The organism is Streptomyces sp. NPDC041124 (assembly GCF_055592385.1).
Genome location: NZ_JBVIYR010000011.1, coordinates 46579 through 68294, shown reverse-complemented (window position 1 = coordinate 68294; position 21716 = coordinate 46579). Strand labels below are relative to the sequence as shown.

Sequence of the window (21716 nt, the reverse complement as noted above, 5' to 3'; positions counted from 1 at the left end):
AAAAGGGCGTGGCGCGTAGCGCCTCGTTGAGGGGGGGTGGTCGGGCGGCGGGTGGGAGTGGCGCGTAGCGCCTCGTTGAGGGGGGGTGGTCGGGCGGCGGGTGGGAGTGGCGCGTAGCGCCTCGTTGAGGGGTGGTGGTCGGGCGACGGGTGGGCATACCGGTGGGTTGGTGCAGGCTCTCTGGGAAGTTACCTGTCCGTACCGTCCCGGTCACTGCTCCCGCGGTGTGACATGGACCGCAACTGTCTAAGCGCTTGCTTTCCCCTCCCTGGTGCCCGCGGGCTGCCCCGGTCAGGTCAGGGGGACGGCTGGGCCGACGGCTGGGGCTCGGCCTCCGGGACCCGCCGCCACCGACGGCGCTTCAGCAGCGCCCAAGCCCCCCGCGGCCCCGTGGGCATCGCCGCAGCGACCTCGGTGCCCGCCTCCGACGCGGCCTCCGCCGCCGCACGGGCCACCGGCAGGAACCCCTCCCGGCGGGCGGCGTCCGGACGCTCCTCCTCCGCCGGCCACAGCCCCAGCGCCGCGCACACCGTCGGCAGCACCGCCATCGCCGCCGTGACGTACCCCTCGGCGGAGGGGTGGTAGCTGTCCGGCCCGAACAGCTCCCGCGGGTTCGCCGCGAACTCCGGCCCGAGCAGGTCGCCCAGCGACACCGTCCGCCCGCCCTGTTCGACGACGCCGATCGTCTGCGCCGCCGCGAGCTGCCGCGAGGCACGCCGGGCCAGCCAGCGCAACGGCTGCCGCACCGGCTCGATCGTGCCGAGGTCGGGGCAGGTCCCGACCACCACCTCCGCACCGGCCGTCCGCAGCCGCCGTACCGCCGCGCTCAGGTGACGTACGGACTGCGTGGCCGGCATCCGGTGGGTCACGTCGTTGGCGCCGACCATGATCACGCACATGTCGGGGATCCGGGAGGGATCCGCCAGCGCCCGCGTCACCTGCCGGTCCAGGTCGTCGGAACAGGCCCCCGGCACCGCGACCGTGCTCAGCCCCACCGGGCGTTCCGCGATCGCCGCCACCCCTGACGCCAGCAGCGCGCCCGGTGTCTGCCCGCCCCGGTGCACACCCTGCCCCGCGGCCGTGGAGTCGCCCAGCATCGTCAGCCGCAGCGCCGGTTCCCCCGGCACCGTGTAGGCCGCCCCGTACAGACCGTCCGCGTTCGGGACGTAGCCGACCGGGCCGTTGCCCACCCGTCGCCGCGCCAGCTGTGCCTGGGCCACCAGCAGCCCCACGGTCGCCGCGCCGGCCAGGCCGACGCTCCCGCCGCCGTACGCGGCGCCGGCCGCGATCCGCCGGGCCACCCGTGCCCTCGACATGCCCGTCATGCTCGCCGCCACCTCCTCGAAGCCGTACACCCAGTGCTTGCCCCGTACGCACCGTGGTCCAATCCCGACGGGCAGTGAACGACCCGGGCGGGTTCCGGCCGGGGAGGGCCTAGGCTGGTTCGACCACCCCGACCACATCTTTTGCAAGCATCCGGAGACAACGGTGCAATTCCACGACTCGATGATCAGCCTCGTCGGCAACACCCCGCTGGTGCGGCTCAACAACGTGACCAAGGGCATCAGGGCGACCGTCCTGGCCAAGGTGGAGTACTTCAACCCGGGCGGCTCCGTGAAGGACCGCATCGCCCTGCGCATGATCGAGGCGGCGGAGAAGAGCGGGGAGCTGAAGCCGGGCGGCACCATCGTCGAGCCGACCAGCGGCAACACCGGTGTCGGTCTCGCCATCGTGGCCCAGCAGAAGGGCTACAAGTGCGTCTTCGTCTGCCCCGACAAGGTGTCCACCGACAAGATCAACGTGCTGCGCGCCTACGGGGCCGAGGTCGTCGTCTGCCCGACCGCCGTCGCGCCCGAGCACCCCGACTCCTACTACAACGTCTCCGACCGGCTGGTGCGCGAGACGCCGGGCGCGTGGAAGCCGGACCAGTACTCCAACCCCCACAACCCCCTCTCCCACTACCACTCCACCGGTCCGGAGCTGTGGGAGCAGACCGAGGGCAGGATCACCCACTTCGTGGCCGGCGTCGGCACCGGCGGCACCATCTCCGGCACCGGCCGCTACCTGAAGGAGGCCAGTGACGGCCGGGTGAAGGTGATCGGCGCCGACCCCGAGGGCTCCGTGTACTCGGGCGGCTCCGGGCGTCCGTACCTGGTCGAGGGCGTCGGTGAGGACTTCTGGCCCACCGCCTACGACCGTGACGTCGCCGACGAGATCGTCGCCGTCTCCGACAAGGACTCCTTCCAGATGACCCGCCGCCTCGCCAAGGAGGAGGGCCTGCTGGTCGGCGGCTCCTGCGGCATGGCGGTCGTCGCGGCGCTGGAGGTCGCCTCCCGGCTCGGCGAGGACGACGTGGTCGTCGTCCTGCTGCCGGACAGCGGACGCGGCTACCTCAGCAAGATCTTCAACGACGAGTGGATGGCCGACTACGGCTTCCTGGAGGACACCGGCACCAGCGCCCGCGTCGCCGACGTGCTGAACGACAAGGAGGGCGGCCACATCCCCTCCCTCGTCCACATGCACCCCGACGAGACCATCGGCCAGGCCATCGAGGTGCTGCGCGAGTACGGCGTCTCGCAGATGCCCGTGGTCAAGCCGGGCGCCGGTCACCCGGACGTGATGGCCGCCGAGGTCGTCGGCTCGGTGGTGGAGCGGGAGCTGCTGGACGCGCTGTTCAGCAAGGCCGCCTCGCTCGACGACCCGCTGGAGAAGCACATGTCCGCGCCGCTGCCCCAGGTCGGCTCCGGGGAGCCCGTCGCCGACCTGATGGCCGTCCTCGGCAAGGACGACGCGGCCATCGTCCTCGTCGAGGGCAAGCCGACCGGCGTGGTCAGCCGCCAGGACCTGCTGTCCTTCCTCGCCAAGACCGGGAAGTGACGGCGCGTCGGGCGGAGGGGACCGCCCGTGACCGGGCGGGCGGCGCCGCGCGGGTGATCTTCGCGGACTTCGCGGAAGTGGTACGCGGGTGTCACGTCCGCGCAGCACTCGCTTAACACTGCCCCGGCACCTTGGTGGGTGTCGGCAGGGAATGGGAGCGGCTCCCCGTTCCGGCCGGCGACCACGCGGCGTCGAAGGACAACCGGAGCGGCTCCCGGACCTCCATGGACGCCCCGGGACGCGCGGCCTCCTCAACGGGGCACGCGTCCCCCGCGGGGACCGCCGTCGTCCCGCCCCCCGGCCTACGGGGGTGCGGCGGTCCCCGCGCACACGCGTCCTCAGTCCTCCCAGTCGCTGTCCTGGCGGCCCTTACGGGAGCCGAACAGGCCCGGGTTGGTGCGGACCGCCTGCACCACGTTGACGCCGACGATGCCCGCCCAGGTCGTCAGCAGACCCGGCAGCTGGCCCACGCCCCCGCCGATGGCGGACAGCGGCACCGCCAGCACCAGCGAGACGATGCCGAAGCCGAACCGCTCCCCCCAGGAGTCCGTGACCTTCGGCGACCGCGCGTCCCGGGCCACCGTCATCTGCCGCTCGGCGAGCTGCCGGCGCACCCGGCGCTCCACCACGCCGTCGATGCGCTGGTCGACCTTCTCCAGGAACGAGTCGACCAGCGCGGACTCGTACTCCTCGCCCAGTTCCCTGCGCGCCTGCAGGGAGGCGTCGAGTTCCTTCTTCAGCTCGGTGTCCCGCGCGTCCATTCCGGTCATGCGCTCCACGGTAGGCAGGCGGGTGACCGCTGGCACTGGGGGTAACCCCCGTCTCGGCGCTCGGGTTCGCCGGGTCCCTACGTGCCGCACATCTTCTCGTCGGCCCGGGACTGCCCGACGTCGACCTTCTTCGGCGTGGCGACGGGCACGCCCGCCTTCTTGAAGTCGGGGCCGAGGGTGAGCCTCATCGGCTGCGCCGCGTCCGAGTCCTCGCCTCCCGGCTTCAGGGCCGAAGCGGGCAGGCCCATCAGATCGGCGAGCGTGCGGGCCTGGTCGGCCTGTTCCGGCGCGTACTCCAGCCGGGTCCCCTCGACCTTCGCGGGGGCGTTGCCCCTGTTGGCGGACCGGGCCACCCCCTCACTCGTCCGGAGCCAGACCAGCGTCTCCTGCGCGGCACCGGCCGGGCCGCCGCCGTTGAGGACGTCGACGCGCACGGCGGACGCCTCCGCCCGGGGGCCCTCGAGGAGCGCGGCCTGCTTGTCCTTGGCGTCCTTCTCCTTCTTCTTCACCTCGGTGAAGGAGACGTCGTCCTGCAGCATGGCGAACACCTGCGGGGCCTTGACCGGGTCCGGCACGACGGTGACGGGTGTGGGCTCGGCAGGGTTGTCGACCACCGGGAGCGTCATCAGCGTGATGTTCTTCAGGTCGATCCTGGTGAGTTCCCTGGCCAGGGTGAGGAGCTTGGAGGCGCTGCCTATGCCCTTGTCCACGGTGAGGGACTTGGTGGCCGCGTCCGCCACGTCGAGCATCTTCGGCGGACTGTCCAGCGTGTCCTCCTTCAGCTGCCGGATCATCGACGCGACGAACTTCTGCTGCATCCCGATCCGGTCGAGGTCACTCTCGTTCTTCAGCCCGTGCCGGTTGCGGAGGAACGACAGCGCCTCCTCGCCCTCGATGGTGCTCTTGCCGGCCGGCAGGTCGAGTTTCGTCCCGCCTTCCAGGTCCTTGAGGGGTTTCTCCAGGCACACCTCGACGCCGCCGACGGCGGTGGACAGCGTCTTGACCGCGTTGAAGTCGAACATCATGAAGTGGTCCACCTCGACGCCGGCGAGCTCCTCGACGGTCCGCATGGTGCAGCCGGGGTCGCGGCCGTTCACGCCGTAGGACTCGTTGAACCTGGTGGTGCCCTTCGATCCGGGGACGACCTCGGCCGAACCGTCGGGCCGTCTGGTCTCGCAGTCCGGGATCCTGGTCATCAGGTCCCGGGGGATGCTCACCACGGTCGCGTTGGAGCGGTCCCCGGCGACGTGGAAGAGCAGGGTGGTGTCGGCGTGACCGGTGACGTTGTCCCGGTTGCCGTAGGCCTCGTTGCCCTCGCCGGTGCGGACGTCGTTGCCGATGACCAGGATGTTGACCGGCCCGTCCGCCAGGACCTTGTCACTGCCCACGTCACCGATGTCGACGGTGTCGATGTTGCCGTTGAGGCGGTCGTACCAGTAGTAGGCGAACGCCGAGCCGCCGACCAGGACCAGACCGAGGGCGCCGCCCGTCCACGTCAGCGCCTTCCGCCGGGCACCCCGCTTCCCCTGCCGCGGGCGCCCGCGGCGGCCGGGGGCCTGCGTGCCGTCCGCACCGGGGGCGGCGGAGGGGGCGGGAGCGGCACGGTGGCCGCGCTGCCCGGGCACCCGGCCGGGAGCGGACGCGGGGGTGGTGGGGCCGGGGCGGGACGCGTCGCGCGGGCGGGGCACCGCGGGACGCCCCGGGGCGCCGTTCAGCCGTAGTTCGTAGTCCCCGGTGTCCGGGTTGAGCACCCACTGGTCGGCGGGGTCGGTCCCGTCCGCCTGTCCACGACTTGGCGCATCCACGCTCGTTACCAGTCTTCCGTCGGGGGCCCCGGGGGACGCCTGGGCCTCAAGGCGCTTGCTTGTTCGACGCGTTACGCTATCCGGCTGCTCCGGGATGCGTGGACTTCGTAGCAAAATCGTCGAGTTCCGGATCTGTCCCCGGCCGGGCACGGTGGGTGACCCCCGCCCCTCACGACGTGTACGGCACCATGTCGCCTGCGGTTGTATAAGGGCATGCAGAAGCAGTGCGGGGTGAATGGGCGGAGAGGGCCGAGGTCCGAGCGGTCCGGGTGGTCGGCGGGGCCCGAGCGGTCCGGGTGGTCGGAGGGGGACGTCACGTCATGAGCGGCACCGAGAGCCCTGCCGCGCGCCTCCAGGCGCTCTTCGAGGGGCACCGGCTGACGCCGACCCAGCGGCGCATCGCGCACAGCATGGTGCGACGGGCCGCCGACGTGCCGTTCCTGTCCAGTGTGGAGCTGGCCGAACTGGCCGGCGTCAGCCAGCCGTCGGTGACCCGGTTCGCCGTCGCTCTCGGCTTCGACGGCTACCCCGCCCTGCGCCGGCACCTGCGCGAGGTCGCGCCCGTCGTACCCGCGCCGGAGACCGGCTCGCCCAACGCCTACCAGCAGGCCGTCGAGGCCGAGATCGAGAACCTGCGGCACCTGGCGCAGGCGCTGGCCGACACCGGGCCCGTGCGGCGGGCGGGACGCGTCCTCGCGGGCAGCCGGCCGCTGCCCGTGCTGGGGCTGCGCGCCGCCGCGGCCCAGGCGCACGGCTTCGCCTACTTCGCCGCCAAGGTCCATCCGGACGTACGGCTGTTCAACGAGGGCGGCACGATGCTCCACGACCGGATCGACGCCGCCGCCCGGGCCGGGGCGAGCGCCCTGCTGTGCTTCGCGCTGCCCCGCCATCCGCGGGAGGTCGTCGACGCCCTTGTTCACGCCAGGGGGACGGGGCTGACCGTCGTCACCGTCGCCGACTCCCCGTTCGCGCCGGTCGCCAAGGTGTCGGACCTGCTGCTGCCCGCCGCCGTCGGCACCGGGCTGGCCTTCGACACGGCGTGCGCGCCGATGCTGCTGGGCCGGGTGCTGCTGGAGGCGATGTGCGACGACCTGCCCGACGCACAGGCACGACTGGAGGAGTTCGACGTGAAGGCGGCCGCGCGGGGACTGTTCGTGGACTGACGGCGGGCCGGCCGCGGGGCGTTCTCAGACTCGTCTCACCTTGCGCCGCTATCCTCCCGTGTCCACTGGCGTGAGAGACGGGAGGCTGGACGTGACGCGCGGAGGACATGGGCTGGCCCGGGTGGCCGTCGTCGTACGGGCCGGGGCCGCGCCGCTGTGGTGGCTGGGAGTCGTCGCCGCCGGCGCGGGGGCGCTGGTGCCGGGGCTGACCGGGCGCCGTATCGGTGTGCCGGCGGGTGCGGCGCTGTTCCTGGTGGTGGCGGCCGTCGTGGCGTACTGGGGGCGGGAGCGGTACCGGGCGCCGGCCCGCCGGGCGGTACGGGCGGGCCGCCACGACGTGCTCCAGGACCGGGCGGTGACCCTGCGCAACTGGCGGCGGGCGCACCGGTGGTGGCTGCTGCTCGCGTTCCTCGCCGCCCTCGGCTCGGCGTTCGCCGCACCCGCGACCGGCGGGCTGCTGCTGGCCGGCTGCGGGGTCGGCCTGTGGCTGAAGGCGGCCTGGATCGGCCGGCTGGAGCAGGACGGCGAGGCGCTGCTGTGGGTGCGCGTCGACCGCCTACGTGCGGGTGCGGGGCGGCCCGCCGGCCGGCGGGTAGAGGCGTACCGCACGACGGGGATCGCGGCGGGGGACGCGGCGCCGGGAGGCTCCCGGCGGAGGGTCGCGGCGGCGGCCTGAGCGGGGCCCTCGGGGCGGGGCGCGGGGTGAGCTTGCGCGGTTCCCCGCGCCCCGCCCCCCGGGGCCGTGGTTGCCCGCGCCCCTGGTCAGGGGGTGAGGTCGGTCAGGGTGTCGGTGTGGGCGGCGCCCGATTCGGCGACGATCTCCTCGATCGGCTGGGCCGGGCGTACGGTCGCGAAGGTGACGGCGCCCGTCCCGTCCGTGACGAAACCGAGGACGGCGGGGCGGGGGAGCGAGTTGTACGCGTAGTGGTGGGCGAAGTAGTACGCCCCCGTGTCCAGCGCGGCCGCGTAGTCGCCCTGCTCCAGCAGCGGCAGCTCCTGCCCCTGCGCCAGCAGGTCGCCGGCGAAACAGGCCGGTCCTGCCACGTCCTGCACGACCGCCGGCCCCTCCTTGGGCCGTCCCTTCGCGTCGTACGCGGCGATCCGCAGCGGCCACGACGCCGGCGCGTACACCGTCCGCGTCGCCACCTGCACGCCCGCGTGCGTCACCGCGACCGGACGCCCGCCCGCGCTCTTGGCGTACTCCACGCGCGCGACGACCGTGCCGTGCTTGGCCAGCAGTGACCGGCCGAACTCGGTGACCAGCCCGTACCGTCCGTCGAACAGCCCGGGCACCGTCTCCTTCAGCAGCCGCGCGTACTGCCCGTACGTCGGGCTGCTCGCCTCGGACGCGAAGTTGACCGGCAGTCCGCCGCCGATGTCGATGGTGTCGATCTGCTGCCGCCCCGCACGCCCGTTGATCTCCTCCGCCAGCGCGTACGTCTGCGAGATCCCCCGCGCCATCACCGACAGCGCGATGCCCTGGGAGCCGGAGTGGGCGTGCAGCCGGGTCAGCCACGGCCGGTCCAGGTAGGCGCGTATCACCCACTCCCGCGCCCCCTCGTCGCGCAGCGCCACTCCGAACTTCGAGGTCGCCGTCGCCGTGGACAGGGCCTCGATGGAACCGCCGCCGACCTGCGGGTTGACCCGGATGCCGATGGGGGAACGGGAGCCGGAGGCGGCCATCAGGGCGTCGATGCGCTCCAGCTCCTGCGGGTTGTCCGCGTTCACGGCGATGCCCAGCGCCAGCGCCTCCCGCAGCTCGGCGAGCGTCTTGGCGGGCGAGTCGAGGACCGTCCGCTCCGGCTCCACTCCCGCCGCACGCGCCAGCGCCAGCTCACCCGGGCTCGCCACCTCCGCGCCGATCCCCTCCTCGCGCAGCAGCCGCAGCACCGGAACCAGCGGGCTCGCCTTCACCGCGAAGGCGTGCAGCACGGGGGTGCCGGGCGCCGTCACCGCGTCGAACGCCGCCCGCAGCCCGGCCGCCGATTCCCGGATGCCCCGCACGTCGAGCAGCGCCACCAGCGGCACGTCGTCGTCGAGCAGCCCCTGCGCCACGGCGGCCCGCACCGCCTCGTCCCGCCGGGCCGCCCGCCCGACACCCCCCGGATCGACCTCGTCCACCAGAACGACCTCGTCAGCCACCACGTCCCCCGTCCCGTCGGTCTTCTCCATGTTCGCGCGCATACATCCAGCCAAACATCCCCCGCGCGGCCGTGCGGACGCACCCCCTGTCTTGACTAGCTCTATTCACAGGTTGAGGATGTGAATAACTGCAGTACTCGCCCGCAGCCCCCAGGAGGCACAGCATGTCCGCACCCGGACCCCGGCCCGTCCGAGCGCCGCGCGGCACCGAGAAGAGCGCCCTGGGCTGGCAGCAGGAGGCCGCCCTGCGGATGCTGCAGAACAACCTCGACCCGGAGGTCGCCGAACACCCCGACAAGCTCGTCGTCTACGGCGGCACCGGCAAGGCCGCCCGCGACTGGCGCTCCTTCGACGCCATGGTCCGCACGCTGCGGACGCTCAAGCAGGACGAGACGATGCTCGTCCAGTCCGGCCGCCCGGTCGGTGTCATGCAGACCCACGAATGGGCCCCGCGCGTCCTCATCGCCAACTCCCACCTCGTCGGCGACTGGGCCACCTGGGAGGAGTTCCGCCGGCTGGAGGCCCTCGGGCTGACCATGTACGGGCAGATGACCGCCGGTTCCTGGATCTACATCGGCACCCAGGGCATCCTCCAGGGCACCTACGAGACCTTCGCCGCCGTCGCCGCGAAGAAGTTCGGCGGCACCCTCGCCGGGACCATCACCCTCACGGCCGGCCTCGGCGGCATGGGCGGCGCCCAGCCGCTCGCCGTGACGATGAACGACGGCGTGGCGATCTGCGTCGACTGCGACCCGCGCGCGATCGAACGCCGCATCGAGCACCGCTACCTCGACGTGAAGGCCGACTCCCTCGACCACGCCCTCCAGCTCGCCACCGAGGCCCGGGACGCCCGCCGTCCCCTGTCCATCGGCGTCCTCGGCAACGCCGCCGAAGTGGTGCCGCGGCTGCTCGCCATGGGTGCCCCGGTCGACATCGTCACCGACCAGACCTCCGCCCACGACCCGCTGGCCTACCTCCCCGTCGGCATCGCCTTCGAGGACATGGCCGACGCCGCCGCGAAGGACCCGGCCGGCTTCACCACCCGGGCCCGTGAGTCCATGGCCCGGCACGTCGAGGCGATGGTCGGCTTCCAGGACGCGGGCGCCGAGGTGTTCGACTACGGCAACTCGATCCGCGGCGAGGCCAAGCTCGCGGGCTACGACCGGGCGTTCGCCTTCCCCGGCTTCGTGCCCGCCTACATCCGCCCGCTGTTCTGCGAGGGCAAGGGCCCCTTCCGCTGGGCCGCGCTGTCCGGCGACCCGGCCGACATCGCCAAGACCGACAAGGCGGTCCTGGAACTCTTCCCGGAGAACGAGCCCCTGGCCCGCTGGATCAGGATGGCCGGGGAACGCGTCCACTTCCAGGGCCTGCCGGCCCGCATCTGCTGGCTCGGCTACGGCGAGCGCGACAAGGCGGGCGAGCGGTTCAACGACATGGTCGCGAGCGGCGAGCTGGCCGCGCCGGTCGTCATCGGCCGCGACCACCTCGACTGCGGCTCGGTGGCCTCGCCCTACCGGGAGACGGAGGCGATGCTGGACGGGTCCGACGCGATCGCCGACTGGCCGCTGCTGAACGCCATGGTCAACGTGGCGTCCGGGGCGTCCTGGGTGTCCCTCCACCACGGCGGGGGAGTGGGCATGGGACGCTCCCTGCACGCCGGGCAGGTGACGGTGGCGGACGGGACGGCACTGGCCGGGGAGAAGATCCGGCGGGTGCTGACCAACGACCCCGGGATGGGGGTCGTCCGTCATGTCGACGCCGGGTACGCCATCGCGGAGTCCGTGGCGGGCGAGCGGGGCGTACGCGTGCCGATGCGCGAGGGTGACCCGGCGTGAGGGACCGAACCCCTCCGGCGGCGCGTCCGGCCGGGCCCGTCCCGGCCCCTGCCCCCGCCCCCGCCCCGGAGAACGTGCCCTCCTTCCACGAGATGTGGCGGCAACTGGAGCCCGTCGGACGCCACGCCGCCTCCGGCGGCTACCGCAGGTTCGCCTGGACCGGGGCCGACGCCGACTGCCGGGACTGGTTCGAGGAGCAGGCCCGCGCCCGGCGGCTGACCTACGAGGTCGACCGGAACGGCAACCAGTGGGCCTGGCTCGGGGACCCCGCACGGGGCGACGCGGTCGTCACCGGGTCGCACCTGGACTCCGTGCCCGACGGCGGAGCATTCGACGGGCCCCTCGGGGTCGTGTCCGCCTTCGCCGCCCTCGACGAACTGCGCCGCAGGGGCACGCACCGCGCGCGGCCGCTCGGCATCGTCAACTTCGGCGACGAGGAGGGCGCCCGCTTCGGGCTCGCCTGTGTCGGCTCCCGGCTCACCGCGGGCGCGCTCACCGTCGAGCAGGCCCACCGCCTCACCGACGGCGACGGCATCACGCTCCCGCAGGCCATGGAGGCCGCCGGACACGACCCCGACGCCATCGGCGCCGACCCGGAACGGCTGGGCCGCGTCGGCGCCTTCGTCGAACTCCACGTCGAACAGGGCCGGGCCCTGGACCTGTCCGGCGACCGCGTCGGCGTCGCGTCCGCCATCTGGCCGCACGGCCGCTGGCGGTTCGACTTCCGCGGCGAGGCCAACCACGCCGGCACCACCCGGCTCACCGACCGCCGCGACCCGATGCTGTCGTACGCCGAGACCGTCCTCGCCGCCCGCCGCGAGGCCGAACTCGCCGGCGCCGTCGCCACCTTCGGCAAGATCGCCGTCGAGCCGAACGGCGTCAACGCCATCCCCTCCGTGGTGCGCGGCTGGCTGGACTCCCGCGCGCCCGACCAGGACCGCCTCGACGCCGTGGTCGACGCGGTGCGGCGGGCCGCCCGCGCCCACGCCGCCGCCCACGGCGTCGACCTCGACGTCGAACGCGAGTCCTTCACGCCCGTCGTCGAGTTCGACCATGCCCTGCGCGACGAGCTCGCCCGCATCCTGGGCGCCGGCACGGACCTCACGGTGCCCGTCCTCGGCACCGGCGCCGGACACGACGCCGGGATCCTCTCCGCGCGCGTCCCGACCGCCATGCTGTTCGTGCGCAACCCCACCGGCGTCTCGCACTCCCCGGCGGAGCACGCCACCGAGGACGACTGCGTGGCCGGAGTCCTCGCCCTCGCCGACGTACTGGAAGGACTGGTCCGCACGTGACCGCCACCCCGCGGACGTACTGGCTGGAGCACGCCTGGCTCGGCACCCTCCCCCAAGCTCCCGGCTCCGCTCGAGCAGGGGGGACCCCCATCGAGCCGGGCGTCACCGTGGACGTACGGGACGGCCGCATCGCCGCCGTCCGCACGGACACGCCCGCCCCGCCGCCCGGCGCCGAGATCCTGCGCGGACTCACCCTCCCCGGACTGGCCAACGCCCACAGCCACGCCTTCCACCGCGCGCTGCGCTCCACCGTCCAGGTGGGCTCCGGCACCTTCTGGACGTGGCGCGAGACCATGTACGCCACGGCCGACCGGCTCACCCCGGACACCTACCACGCCCTAGCCCGGGCCGTGTACGCCGAGATGGCGCTGGCCGGCATCACGGCGGTCGGCGAGTTCCACTACGTCCACCACGCCCCCGGCGGCACCCCCTACGCCGACCCCAACGCCATGGGCGAGGCGCTCGTCGACGCCGCCGCCGAGGCCGGCATCCGCATCACCCTCCTCGACACCGCCTACCTCTCCTCCGGATTCGGACAGCCGCCCACCACCCACCAGCTCCGCTTCTCCGACGGCGACGCGGACGCCTGGGCCGAGCGCTGTTCCGTCCTCAAGGAGCGGGATCACGCACGGGTCGGCGCGGCGATCCACTCCGTGCGGGCCGTGCCGGCGGAGCAGTTGGCGACCGTGGCACGCTGGGCCGAGGAGCGGCGGGCCCCGCTCCACGTGCACCTCTCCGAGCAGACCGCCGAGAACGACGCCTGCCGGGAGGCCCACGGGTGCACCCCGGCCCAGCTGCTCGCCCTGCACGGCGTGCTCGGGCCGCGCACCACGGGAGTCCACAACACCCACCTGACCGCGGAGGACGTCTCGCTCATCGGCGGCAGCGGCACCGGCACCTGCATGTGCCCGACGACCGAGCGGGACCTCGCCGACGGCATCGGCCCCGCCGTCGCCCTGCAGAACGAGGGCTCCCCGCTCTGCCTCGGCTCCGACAGCCACGCCGTGATCGACCTGCTGGAGGAGGCGCGGGCGATGGAACTGGACGAGCGCCTGCGCACCCGCACACGCGGCCACTGGACGGCCGCCGCGCTGCTGCGGGCCGCGTCCGCCGACGGACACGCCGCCCTCGGCTGGGACGGCATGGGCACCATCGAGGCCGGGGCACGCGCCGACCTCGTCACCCTCGCCCTCGACTCCGTCAGAACAGCGGGGCCGCCGCCCCGGCTCGGCGCCGAGACGGCCGTATTCGCCGCGACCGCGGCGGACGTACGCCACACGGTCGTGGGGGGCCGGCACGTCGTGCGCGACGGGGCGCACACGCTCGTCCCCGACGTGCCCGGAGCCCTCGCGCGGGCGGTCGAAGCCCTGCGCGCCTGACGACGATCCACGAGGACACCATGAGCAGCACCGTCATCAGCAACATCGCCACGCTGGTCACCAACGACCCCTCCCTCGACGGCTCTCCCCTCGGCGCGGTCCCGGACGCGGCCGTCGTCATCGAGGGCGACCGCGTCGTGTGGACCGGTGAATCAAGCAAAGCACCCGCCACTGACAACCGGGTCGACGCGGCGGGCCGGGCGGTCCTGCCCGGCTTCGTCGACTCGCACTCCCACCTGGTCTTCGCGGGCGACCGCACCGAGGAGTTCAACGCCCGCATGTCCGGCCGCCCCTACCACGCGGGCGGCATCCGTACGACCGTGGCCGCCACCCGGGCCGCGAGCGACGCGGAACTGGAGGCGAACCTCACCCGTCTCCTCACCGAGGCGCTGCGTCAGGGCACCACGACCTGCGAGACCAAGTCCGGATACGGACTGAGCACCGGACACGAGGCCCGCGCACTGCGCCTGGCGTCCCGTCACACCGACGAGGTCACCTTCCTGGGCGCCCACATCGTCGCCCCCGAGTACGCCGACGACCCCGCCGCCTACGTGGAGCTGGTCACCGGCGAGATGCTGGACGCCTGCGCGCCGCACGCCCGCTGGATCGACGTGTTCTGCGAGCAGGGCGCCTTCGACGGCGACCAGGCCCGCGCGATCCTCACCGCGGGCAGGGCGAAGGGCCTGCGTCCGCGCGTCCACGCCAACCAGCTCTCCTACGGCCCGGGGGTACGGCTCGCCGTCGAGCTGGACGCGGCCAGTGCCGACCACTGCACGCACCTCACCGACGCCGACGTGGACGCCCTCGCCCAGGGGAACACCGTCGCCACCCTGCTGCCCGGCGCCGAGTTCTCCACCCGCGCCGAGTGGCCGGACGCCCGCCGGCTGCTGGACGCCGGGGTGACGGTCGCGCTCTCCACCGACTGCAACCCCGGCTCGTCCTTCACGTCCTCCGTCCCCTTCTGCGTCGCGCTCGCGGTGCGGGACATGGGGATGACACCGGACGAGGCGGTGTGGTCGGCCACCGCGGGCGGCGCGGCGGCCCTGCGCCGGGACGACGTCGGCCGCCTGGCCCCGGGCGCGTACGCCGACCTCGTCCTGCTCGACGCGCCCAGCCACGTCCACCTCGCCTACCGGCCGGGCGTCCCCCTGGTCGCGGGGGTGTGGCGCCGGGGCGTCCGCGTGGTGTGACCGGGGGCCGCACGGCGGGCGCGGCGGCACGACGAAGGGGCGGCCCGGTTCGGACCGCCCCCCGGAGGACGAACGTCACCCGGTGAGGACTACTCCTCGACCGTGAGCCCCCTGCGCAGCTTCACCAGCGTCCGCGACAGCAGACGCGAGACGTGCATCTGGGAGATGCCCAGTTCCTCGCCGATCTCCGACTGGGTCATGCCGGCGACGAAGCGCAGCGACAGGATCTTGCGGTCGCGGGACGGCAGTTCGGCGATCAGCGGCTTCAACGACTCGATGTACTCGATGCCTTCGAGCCCGTGGTCCTCGTAACCGATCCGGTCCGCCAGCGCGCCCTCGGCGTCGTCCTCCTCCGGCTGGGCGTCCAGCGAGGAGGCGGTGTACGCGTTCGACGCCGCCATGCCCTCGACGACCTCGTCGGGGGTGATGCCCAGACGTTCCGCCAGCTCGGCCACCGTCGGCGCGCGGTCGAGCTGCTGGGCCAGTTCGTCACCGGCCTTGGCCAGGTCCAGACGGAGTTCCTGCAGTCGGCGCGGGACGCGCACGGACCACGAGGTGTCGCGGAAGAAGCGCTTGATCTCACCGATGATGGTCGGCATCGCGAACGTGGGGAACTCCACACCGCGCGACATCTCGAAGCGGTCGATCGCCTTGATCAGGCCGATCGTGCCGACCTGGATGATGTCCTCCATCGGCTCGCTGCGCGTGCGGAAGCGGGAGGCGGCGAACTTGACCAGCGCGAGATTCAGTTCGACGAGTGTGTTGCGTACGTACGAGTAGTCGCGGGTGCCTTCCTCCAGCGACTCGAGGCGCTCGAAGAGGGTCTTGGACAGGGCCCGCGCGTCGACCGGGCCCACCTCGTCGTAGGGGGGGATCTCCGGTAGTCCGGCGAGTAGGTCGTCGGGGACGACACCTGGGTCGTCCAGGTCGATGGGATCCAGATGTTCCGGAGCGGGTGTCGACGTCGCTTCAGGGGTAGGCGAAGCGTCGAGCCGGGGTGACATGATGTCCTCCATCGTTCTCGGCATATGGCTGCCGAAGCCGATACGTGCACTGCGGTGTGCGGCGCCTCCAAAGCCGGCCGTGTCGGGTGCGTGTCTTTACTAGCCCTATCGGCTTCCGCAAGCACATCGCAAGTGCGTTCTGTGTGTATATGTCTGTTTGTGCGCGATTGTTAGAGTGTCGGTGTGTGGCCGGAAGGCGTAATGTTCAAGGGCGTCAGCAAGCAGCCACAGCAGCCACGACGTCGGGAGAGAGAGACGGCATGGACCGCGGGACGGTCGGCAGCGCACAGTCGGGCCGGCTTCTGGTCGAGGTGCGAGAAGAGGGCCCCAGTGCCGTCGTGACTCCGGCGGGTGAGTTGGATCACCACACCGCCGAGTTGTTGCGGGAGCCACTGGAGGGCTGCCTCGCCAAGGGATTCAAGCGTCTTGTCATCGACTGCTCCCGGTTGGAGTTCTGTGACTCCACCGGGCTGAACGTGCTGCTCGGTGCCCGGCTGAAGGCCGAGGCGGCGGGAGGCGGCGTTCATCTCGCGGGAATGCAGTCCGTGGTCGCGCGCGTGTTTGAAATCACGGGAGCGGACGCGGTGTTCGCCGTGCACGACACTCTCGAGGCGGCGCTGGCCGACGATTCGGCGTGACCCGGGCGGGCACGCCCGGCGGGGCGCTCCCGTCACCTCCCTCACCGGATGTACACATGTGTCGCGCCTTTTCGCGCGAAAACGTGGGTGTCCCGTCGGTCCCCCCGGGCAGGAGACTTCCTGAACGGGCTGGACACGGTGGTCGCGAGAGCGCCGGGAACCGGCCGTGCCGTAGCGGCGTGACCAACCGAGTACGGAATCTTTCGAAGCCTGAACTGGTGACACGGTGAGGTGAAGCGCTGATGAGCACCACCCGGCCCTATTCGCCGGGCGACCGCGGTCCGGAGGCCAGCGGCGCTTCCGGGACGCCCGGGGGCGCGGCGCCGGCGGCCGGGGACGCGCCCGAAGGCGGCGTGGCCACGCCGACCGCGCCGGCGGACTTCTCGGCCGGCGGCGGGGTCCGCCGGCTGAGCTTCGACGACCAGAGCGGCGTCGTCCCGCTCGCCCGCGATTTCACCCGCCAGGCGCTGCACGAGTGGGGCTGGCTGCCCGCCGCCGGCGCGGACCGGCGGGCCGCCGCCGAGGACGTGCTGCTCGTGGTGTCCGAGCTGGTCACCAACGCCTGCCTGCACGCCGAAGGACCTGATCGCCTCGCCATCATGTGTGACAGGAAGGTGATCCGGCTGGAGGTCACCGACCGGGGTACGGGGCAGCCGGCCCCGCGCACCCCGCACCAGGCGGGGCGGCCCGGTGGCCACGGCATGTTCATCGTGCAGCGGCTCTGTCTGGACTGGGGCGTCCTCCGGTCCCCGGACGTCCCCGGCAAGACCGTCTGGGCCGAACTCGGAACCCCCGGCTGAGCCAGGTTTCTTCCGCCCCCGCCGCCCCTTCCCGTCCCGAACCTGGGGCTCCGCCCCAGACCCCGCTCCTCAAACGCCGGAAGGGCTGGAATCAGCCCTTCCGGCGTTTGAGGAGCGGCGGTTCCGGAGGCAGCGCCCCCGGGGACGGGAAGGGGCGCCGGGGCGGAACAAGGCGAGCAGCGGCACGGGCGCACCCCCGAACGCACGGAGGGTCCCGCATCCGACCGGATGCGGGACCCTCCGTCCATGCGGGCCGGCCCCAGGGTGATCCGCTCAGCGGACGTCCCCCATGAGGGCCTTGACCTTCTTCCGGTACATCCACACCGCGACACCGGCGAGCACCGCCAGCGTCGCCTCCATCGCGACGACACCCGTCTTGTTCAGGTCGACCCCCGCGATGGACAGCAGGCCGGTCGTGGCGTCACCCGCGGTGACCGCCAGGAACCAGACACCCATCATCTGCGACGCGTACTTCGCCGGCGCCATCTTCGTGGTGACCGACAGGCCCACCGGGGAGAGCAGCAGCTCACCGACGGTCTGGACGAAGTAGATCGCCACCAGCCACAGCGCCGCCGCCTTGTGACCCCCCTCGGCGATCGACAGCGGGGCCAGGAACAGGAAGAACGAGACACCGACCAGCACCAGGCCGGAGGCGAACTTCACGATCGTGCTCGGCTCCTTGCCGCGCCGGTTCAGCGCCAGCCAGATCCAGGCGAAGACCGGGGCCAGCGCCATGATCAGGACCGGGTTGACCGACTGGTACCAGGAGACAGGGAACTCCCAGCCGAAGACGCTGTTCTCGGCCGACGAGTCGGCGAAGATCGACAGGGTCGAGCCGCCCTGGTCGTAGATCATCCAGAAGATCGCGGCGGCGACGAAGAACCAGATGTACGCGGACATCCTCGACTGCTCGGTGCGGTCCAGGTCCTTGTCGCGCTTGATGCGGGCGATCACCATCACGGGCACGATCACGCCGAGCAGCGTCAGCGGGACCAGCACCCAGTTCAGGGTGTAGGTGCCGCTGATGCCGAGGACGGCGTACGCGACGACGGCGATGCCGGCCCACAGCGCGGACTTGCGCAGCGTCGAGGCGCGCTCCTGGCCGGAGAGCGGCTTCGGGACGACGCTCGACCGGGGGTCGAGGTGGCGGCTGCCCAGCAGGAACTGCGCCACGCCGAGGCCCATGCCGAGCGCGGCGAGCGCGAAGCCCAGGTGCCAGTTGACGCTCTCGCCGACGGTGCCGATGATCAGCGGCGCGGCGAAGGCACCCAGGTTGATGCCCATGTAGAAGACGGTGAAGCCGCCGTCCCGGCGCGGGTCGTCCGGCCCCTGGTACAGCTGGCCCACCATCGTGGAGATGTTGGCCTTCAGCAGTCCGGAGCCGATGGCGACGAGGCCGAGCCCCGCGTAGAAGGTCCCGGAGGACGGCAGGGCCAGGGTCAGGTGGCCCAGCATGATGATGCCGCCCGCGACGGCGACGGTCTTGCGGGGGCCCCAGACACGGTCGCCGAACCAGCCGCCCGGCATCGTGAGCAGGTACACCAGCGAGAGGTAGACCGAGTAGATCGCGGTAGCGGTGCCCGCGCTCATGCCGAGTCCGCCCGGCGCGACGAGGTACAGCGGGAGCAGGGCCCTCATGCCGTAGTAGGAGAACCGCTCCCACATCTCGGTCATGAAGAGGGTGGCCAGTCCGCGGGGGTGGCCGAAGAAGGTCTTCTCGGAACCGGGGGTGCCCGGTGGGACCGAGTCCTTCGTCAGGCTGGACGCCATGGTCGTTCCTTGCTGTCGGGACGCGTCGCGGATGCGTGGACGCGCCCGGTGGGGGGCAGGCCGGCACCGGCGGGCAGAGCCGTCCACCCCACGCCCGGGGGAGGCCGCCCCGGATCACGGAGCGGCGGACGGCGACCACCGGGATCCACGCCTCCGCCGTGCGTCTACGCGCGGTGAGGCCCGGCCACAGGTCATTCCTTCCGGGGCCGGCGGAAAACCGGCCCGCACGCAAAAGAGACCCTCGGCATCGACTGCGCCAAAGGTCCCCGTGGTGCAACAGGCGTTGATTCACCATACGGCAGGACAGTGCCGGATATGGAAGGACTTGAGACACGGATCACAGGTCCAAGTGGAACCGCGCTCACCCATTCGAAGGTCCCACTCAGGATCTCACCCCACACCCGCTGGTCCGTACCAGGGTCCGTGAAGGGGAGAGACGGGGAGGGCGCGGGTAGGAACCGGGCCCGGCGATCACACCCCTCGGCCCACCGCGACGGGACTACCATCACTGCCATGACCCGTGTACTGCTCGCCGAGGACGACGCGTCCATCTCGGAGCCGCTGGCCCGCGCCCTGCGCAGGGAGGGCTACGAAGTCGAGGTGCGTGAGGACGGACCCGGCGCACTCGAGGCCGGGATGCGGGGCGGCATCGACCTGGTGGTGCTGGATCTCGGCCTGCCCGGCATGGACGGCCTGGAGGTCGCCCGCAGGCTCCGCGCCGAGGGGCACACGGTTCCGCTGCTGATCCTGACCGCCCGCGCCGACGAGGTGGACACCGTCGTGGGCCTCGACGCGGGCGCCGACGACTACGTCACCAAGCCGTTCCGCCTCGCCGAACTGCTCGCCCGGGTACGGGCCCTGCTGCGGCGCGGCTCCGCCGAACCCCAGCAGCCGCCCGCCACCCACGGGGTGCGCATCGACGTCGAGTCGCACCGGGCGTGGATGGGCGAGGAGGAGCTCCAGCTGACCGCCAAGGAGTTCGACCTGCTGCGGGTCCTGGTGCGGGACGCGGGCCGGGTCGTCACCCGCGACCAGCTCATGCGCGAGGTGTGGGACACCACCTGGTGGTCCTCCACCAAGACCCTCGACATGCACATCTCCTGGCTGCGCAAGAAGCTGGGCGACGACGCCGCCAATCCCCGCTACATCGCGACCGTGCGCGGAGTGGGTTTCCGCTTCGAGAAGAGCTGAACCCGCCCGGGGTTCGCCGCAGGCCGGAGCAGTGGCCAGGAGCAGTGAGTTGAGAGAGCATGCGCCGCCGTCTGATCCAGTCCACGCTCGCCGTGGTCCTCGTCGTGATCGCCGTGTTCGGCGTCTCCCTGGTGATCGTCGAGACCCGCACGATCAGTGAGACCGCCAGGGAGCGGGTGGAGTCCGAGGCGGTCCGGCTGGCCAGCATCGTCGACAGCCGGCTGCTCGTCGAGGACAAGGTCACCGCCGAGATCCTCGACGACCAGATCACCGAGGACCGGTACGCCGTCGTCCGCATCCCCGGAAAGCCGCCCATCGAGGTCGGCGCCAAGCCGGACGGCGACGTCATCAGCGCCACCGCGCCCGGCGAGGAGGGCGAGACGGTCACCGTCCAGGAGCCGCGCTCCTCGGTGACCCGGGAGGTCGGCCGCACGCTGCTGATCATCGGCCTGGTGGCGCTCCTCGCGGTGATCGCGGCCGTCCTGCTGGCGGTCCGCCAGGCCAACCGGCTCGCCTCCCCGCTGACCGACCTCGCGGAGACCGCCGAACGCCTCGGCTCCGGCGACCCGCGCCCCCGCCACCGCCGCTACGGCGTCCCCGAGCTGGACCGGGTCGCGGACGTGCTGGACTCCTCGGCCGAGCGGATCGGCCGCATGCTGACCGCCGAGCGGCGCCTGGCCGCGGACGCCTCCCACCAGCTGCGCACGCCCCTGACCGCCCTGTCCATGCGCCTGGAGGAGATCACCCTCACCGACGATCTGGAGACGGTGAAGGAGGAGGCGACGATCGCGCTGACGCAGGTGGAGCGGCTGACGGACGTGGTGGAGCGGCTGCTGACCAACTCCCGCGACCCGCGCACCGGCTCCGCGGTCACCTTCGACCTGGACGAGGTGATCAAGCAGCAGCTCGCCGAGTGGCGCCCCGCGTACCGCAGCGCGGGCCGGGCGATCGTCACCTCCGGCAAACGGGAGCTGCGGGCGGTGGGCACGCCGGGCGCGGTCGCCCAGGTGCTGGCCGCGCTGATCGAGAACTCACTGATGCACGGCGGCGGCACGGTCGCCCTGCGCACCCGGGTCACCGGCAACCAGGTCGTCGTGGAGGTCACCGACGAGGGTCCCGGCGTCCCCGCCGACCTCGGCGCGCGGATCTTCGAGCGGGCCATCAGCGGCCGCAACTCCACCGGCATCGGGCTCGCCGTCGCCCGGGACCTCGCGGAGGCGGACGGCGGCCGCCTGGAGATGCTCCAGGCCAGCCCGGCCGTCTTCGGCCTGTTCCTCTCCCGCACACCCCCGCAGAGGTCACGGGACGACGACAACCGCCGACCGGTGCGCTGACGGGGCCCACCCGGGAAGGGCGCCGCCTACGGCACCCGCTGCTTCGACGCGCGGCCCCCGGCGACCGGACCCGACCCCGCCACCGGCCCCCGGGCCGGAAGCGCACGGAACACCCACGTGCGGTAGGACCAGAAGCGGAACAGGGTCGCGACCCCGATGCCGAGGAACTTGAAGATGTTGCTCTGCAGCGGGCTGTCCCAGCCGAAGCCGTAGGTCGCCGCGTACAGGATGCCGTTCTCGATCACCAGACCGATGGCGCTGAACAGCAGGAACAGGGACATCTCCCGGGTGCGCCGGGACCTGTCGCGGTCCCGGTAGGTGAAGTACCGGAAACCGACGTAGTTGAAGATGATCGCCACGATCGTGGCGATGACGCCCGCCCGGACCACCTGGAGGTCGGTCACCTGCCTGACCAGGTTGAACACGCCCAGGTTGACCAGTACCCCGGCTCCCCCCACCGCGCCGAACTTGGCCACTTCCCGGAAGAGCCGTCGTAGCCCCGAGGAACCGCGTTCCATCGCCT

The 21716-nt window shown here is 72.5% G+C and carries 18 protein-coding genes; 11 read left to right on the top strand and 7 right to left on the bottom strand.

What is annotated here, in order from left to right:
- Positions 1–296: 296 nt before the first annotated feature.
- Entirely contained in the window at positions 297–1325 is a 1029-nt protein-coding gene (locus ACZ6A9_RS26960) for an SGNH/GDSL hydrolase family protein (RefSeq protein ID WP_468990157.1), read from the bottom strand.
- A 163-nt stretch (positions 1326–1488) separates the two neighbouring features.
- Here ACZ6A9_RS26960 and ACZ6A9_RS26955 point away from each other — a divergent pair, with 163 nt between their 5' ends.
- The gene (locus tag ACZ6A9_RS26955) at positions 1489–2877 is read left to right on the top strand and encodes a cystathionine beta-synthase (RefSeq protein WP_468990154.1); all 1389 of its coding nucleotides are present in this window, start codon (positions 1489–1491) and stop codon (positions 2875–2877) included.
- A gap of 338 nt (positions 2878–3215) precedes the next feature.
- Here the strand turns inward: ACZ6A9_RS26955 and ACZ6A9_RS26950 are convergent, their stop codons facing one another.
- Together ACZ6A9_RS26950 and ACZ6A9_RS26945 are read right to left on the bottom strand one after the other, a co-directional pair.
- Positions 3216–3638, bottom strand: coding sequence for a hypothetical protein (locus ACZ6A9_RS26950; protein ID WP_468990779.1), 423 nt, complete (start codon positions 3636–3638; stop codon positions 3216–3218).
- A gap of 86 nt (positions 3639–3724) precedes the next feature.
- Positions 3725–5452 (bottom strand): LCP family protein, encoded by a 1728-nt coding sequence (locus ACZ6A9_RS26945; RefSeq protein WP_468990149.1) that lies wholly within the window; start codon positions 5450–5452, stop codon positions 3725–3727.
- 320 nt (positions 5453–5772) lie between these two features.
- Between ACZ6A9_RS26945 and ACZ6A9_RS26940 the strand changes: the two genes are divergently transcribed.
- The gene (locus ACZ6A9_RS26940; protein ID WP_468990146.1) at positions 5773–6615 is read left to right on the top strand and encodes a MurR/RpiR family transcriptional regulator; all 843 of its coding nucleotides are present in this window, start codon (positions 5773–5775) and stop codon (positions 6613–6615) included.
- A 91-nt stretch (positions 6616–6706) separates the two neighbouring features.
- The gene (locus ACZ6A9_RS26935) at positions 6707–7291 is read left to right on the top strand and encodes a hypothetical protein (RefSeq protein WP_468990143.1); all 585 of its coding nucleotides are present in this window, start codon (positions 6707–6709) and stop codon (positions 7289–7291) included.
- Positions 7292–7377: 86 nt separating this feature from the next.
- Here ACZ6A9_RS26935 and ACZ6A9_RS26930 read toward each other — a convergent pair whose 3' ends face one another.
- Positions 7378–8787 (bottom strand): type III PLP-dependent enzyme domain-containing protein, encoded by a 1410-nt coding sequence (locus ACZ6A9_RS26930; protein WP_468990139.1) that lies wholly within the window; start codon positions 8785–8787, stop codon positions 7378–7380.
- Between the two features lie 134 nt (positions 8788–8921).
- On the opposite strand from ACZ6A9_RS26930, the gene hutU reads away from it, so the two are divergent.
- From hutU to hutI, 4 genes are all read left to right on the top strand, one after another.
- Positions 8922–10592 carry a urocanate hydratase gene (gene hutU / locus ACZ6A9_RS26925; protein WP_468990135.1) on the top strand — a complete coding sequence of 557 codons (1671 nt, stop codon included), beginning with the start codon at positions 8922–8924 and terminating at the stop codon, positions 10590–10592.
- Positions 10593–10684: 92 nt separating this feature from the next.
- Positions 10685–11887, top strand: coding sequence for an allantoate amidohydrolase (locus ACZ6A9_RS26920; protein WP_468990774.1), 1203 nt, complete (start codon positions 10685–10687; stop codon positions 11885–11887).
- Positions 11884–13266 (top strand): formimidoylglutamate deiminase, encoded by a 1383-nt coding sequence (locus tag ACZ6A9_RS26915; RefSeq protein ID WP_468990132.1) that lies wholly within the window; start codon positions 11884–11886, stop codon positions 13264–13266. The genes ACZ6A9_RS26920 and ACZ6A9_RS26915 overlap by 4 nt, the downstream gene beginning before the upstream one ends.
- 20 nt (positions 13267–13286) lie before the next feature.
- Complete coding sequence (gene hutI, locus ACZ6A9_RS26910) at positions 13287–14456, top strand: imidazolonepropionase (protein WP_468990130.1); 1170 nt, start codon at positions 13287–13289, stop codon at positions 14454–14456.
- 89 nt (positions 14457–14545) lie between these two features.
- Here hutI and ACZ6A9_RS26905 read toward each other — a convergent pair whose 3' ends face one another.
- On the bottom strand, positions 14546–15460 hold the full coding sequence (locus ACZ6A9_RS26905; RefSeq protein ID WP_468990128.1) for an RNA polymerase sigma factor SigF: 915 nt from the start codon (positions 15458–15460) through the stop codon (positions 14546–14548).
- A gap of 260 nt (positions 15461–15720) precedes the next feature.
- Here ACZ6A9_RS26905 and ACZ6A9_RS26900 point away from each other — a divergent pair, with 260 nt between their 5' ends.
- On the top strand, positions 15721–16098 hold the full coding sequence (locus ACZ6A9_RS26900; protein ID WP_228971215.1) for an STAS domain-containing protein: 378 nt from the start codon (positions 15721–15723) through the stop codon (positions 16096–16098).
- A gap of 242 nt (positions 16099–16340) precedes the next feature.
- Complete coding sequence (locus ACZ6A9_RS26895) at positions 16341–16898, top strand: ATP-binding protein (protein ID WP_468990125.1); 558 nt, start codon at positions 16341–16343, stop codon at positions 16896–16898.
- Between the two features lie 273 nt (positions 16899–17171).
- Here ACZ6A9_RS26895 and ACZ6A9_RS26890 read toward each other — a convergent pair whose 3' ends face one another.
- The gene (locus ACZ6A9_RS26890) at positions 17172–18668 is read right to left on the bottom strand and encodes an oligopeptide:H+ symporter (RefSeq protein WP_468990121.1); all 1497 of its coding nucleotides are present in this window, start codon (positions 18666–18668) and stop codon (positions 17172–17174) included.
- A 513-nt stretch (positions 18669–19181) separates the two neighbouring features.
- Here ACZ6A9_RS26890 and ACZ6A9_RS26885 point away from each other — a divergent pair.
- Positions 19182–19859: a response regulator transcription factor gene (locus tag ACZ6A9_RS26885; RefSeq protein WP_468990118.1), complete on the top strand. Its 678-nt coding sequence runs from the start codon at positions 19182–19184 to the stop codon at positions 19857–19859.
- Positions 19860–19918: 59 nt separating this feature from the next.
- Entirely contained in the window at positions 19919–21193 is a 1275-nt protein-coding gene (locus ACZ6A9_RS26880) for an ATP-binding protein (RefSeq protein WP_228971218.1), read from the top strand.
- 26 nt (positions 21194–21219) lie between these two features.
- Here the strand turns inward: ACZ6A9_RS26880 and ACZ6A9_RS26875 are convergent, their stop codons facing one another.
- The gene (locus ACZ6A9_RS26875; RefSeq protein ID WP_468990767.1) at positions 21220–21711 is read right to left on the bottom strand and encodes a GtrA family protein; all 492 of its coding nucleotides are present in this window, start codon (positions 21709–21711) and stop codon (positions 21220–21222) included.
- Positions 21712–21716: the final 5 nt, after the last annotated feature.

Bases quoted from the DNA above. Each gene is read 5' to 3' on its own strand.
- ACZ6A9_RS26930 (WP_468990139.1), bottom strand. From the start codon at position 8,787: ATGGAGAAGACCGACGGGACGGGGGACGTGGTGGCTGACGAGGTCGTT.
- ACZ6A9_RS26900 (WP_228971215.1), top strand. From the start codon at position 15,721: ATGGACCGCGGGACGGTCGGCAGCGCACAGTCGGGCCGGCTTCTGGTC.
- ACZ6A9_RS26880 (WP_228971218.1), top strand. From the start codon at position 19,919: ATGCGCCGCCGTCTGATCCAGTCCACGCTCGCCGTGGTCCTCGTCGTG.
- ACZ6A9_RS26960 (WP_468990157.1), bottom strand. From the start codon at position 1,325: ATGACGGGCATGTCGAGGGCACGGGTGGCCCGGCGGATCGCGGCCGGC.
- ACZ6A9_RS26940 (WP_468990146.1), top strand. From the start codon at position 5,773: ATGAGCGGCACCGAGAGCCCTGCCGCGCGCCTCCAGGCGCTCTTCGAG.
- ACZ6A9_RS26890 (WP_468990121.1), bottom strand. From the start codon at position 18,668: ATGGCGTCCAGCCTGACGAAGGACTCGGTCCCACCGGGCACCCCCGGT.
- ACZ6A9_RS26895 (WP_468990125.1), top strand. From the start codon at position 16,341: ATGAGCACCACCCGGCCCTATTCGCCGGGCGACCGCGGTCCGGAGGCC.
- hutU (WP_468990135.1), top strand. From the start codon at position 8,922: ATGTCCGCACCCGGACCCCGGCCCGTCCGAGCGCCGCGCGGCACCGAG.
- ACZ6A9_RS26875 (WP_468990767.1), bottom strand. From the start codon at position 21,711: ATGGAACGCGGTTCCTCGGGGCTACGACGGCTCTTCCGGGAAGTGGCC.
- ACZ6A9_RS26950 (WP_468990779.1), bottom strand. From the start codon at position 3,638: ATGGACGCGCGGGACACCGAGCTGAAGAAGGAACTCGACGCCTCCCTG.
- hutI (WP_468990130.1), top strand. From the start codon at position 13,287: ATGAGCAGCACCGTCATCAGCAACATCGCCACGCTGGTCACCAACGAC.
- ACZ6A9_RS26905 (WP_468990128.1), bottom strand. From the start codon at position 15,460: ATGTCACCCCGGCTCGACGCTTCGCCTACCCCTGAAGCGACGTCGACA.
- ACZ6A9_RS26885 (WP_468990118.1), top strand. From the start codon at position 19,182: ATGACCCGTGTACTGCTCGCCGAGGACGACGCGTCCATCTCGGAGCCG.
- ACZ6A9_RS26920 (WP_468990774.1), top strand. From the start codon at position 10,685: ATGTGGCGGCAACTGGAGCCCGTCGGACGCCACGCCGCCTCCGGCGGC.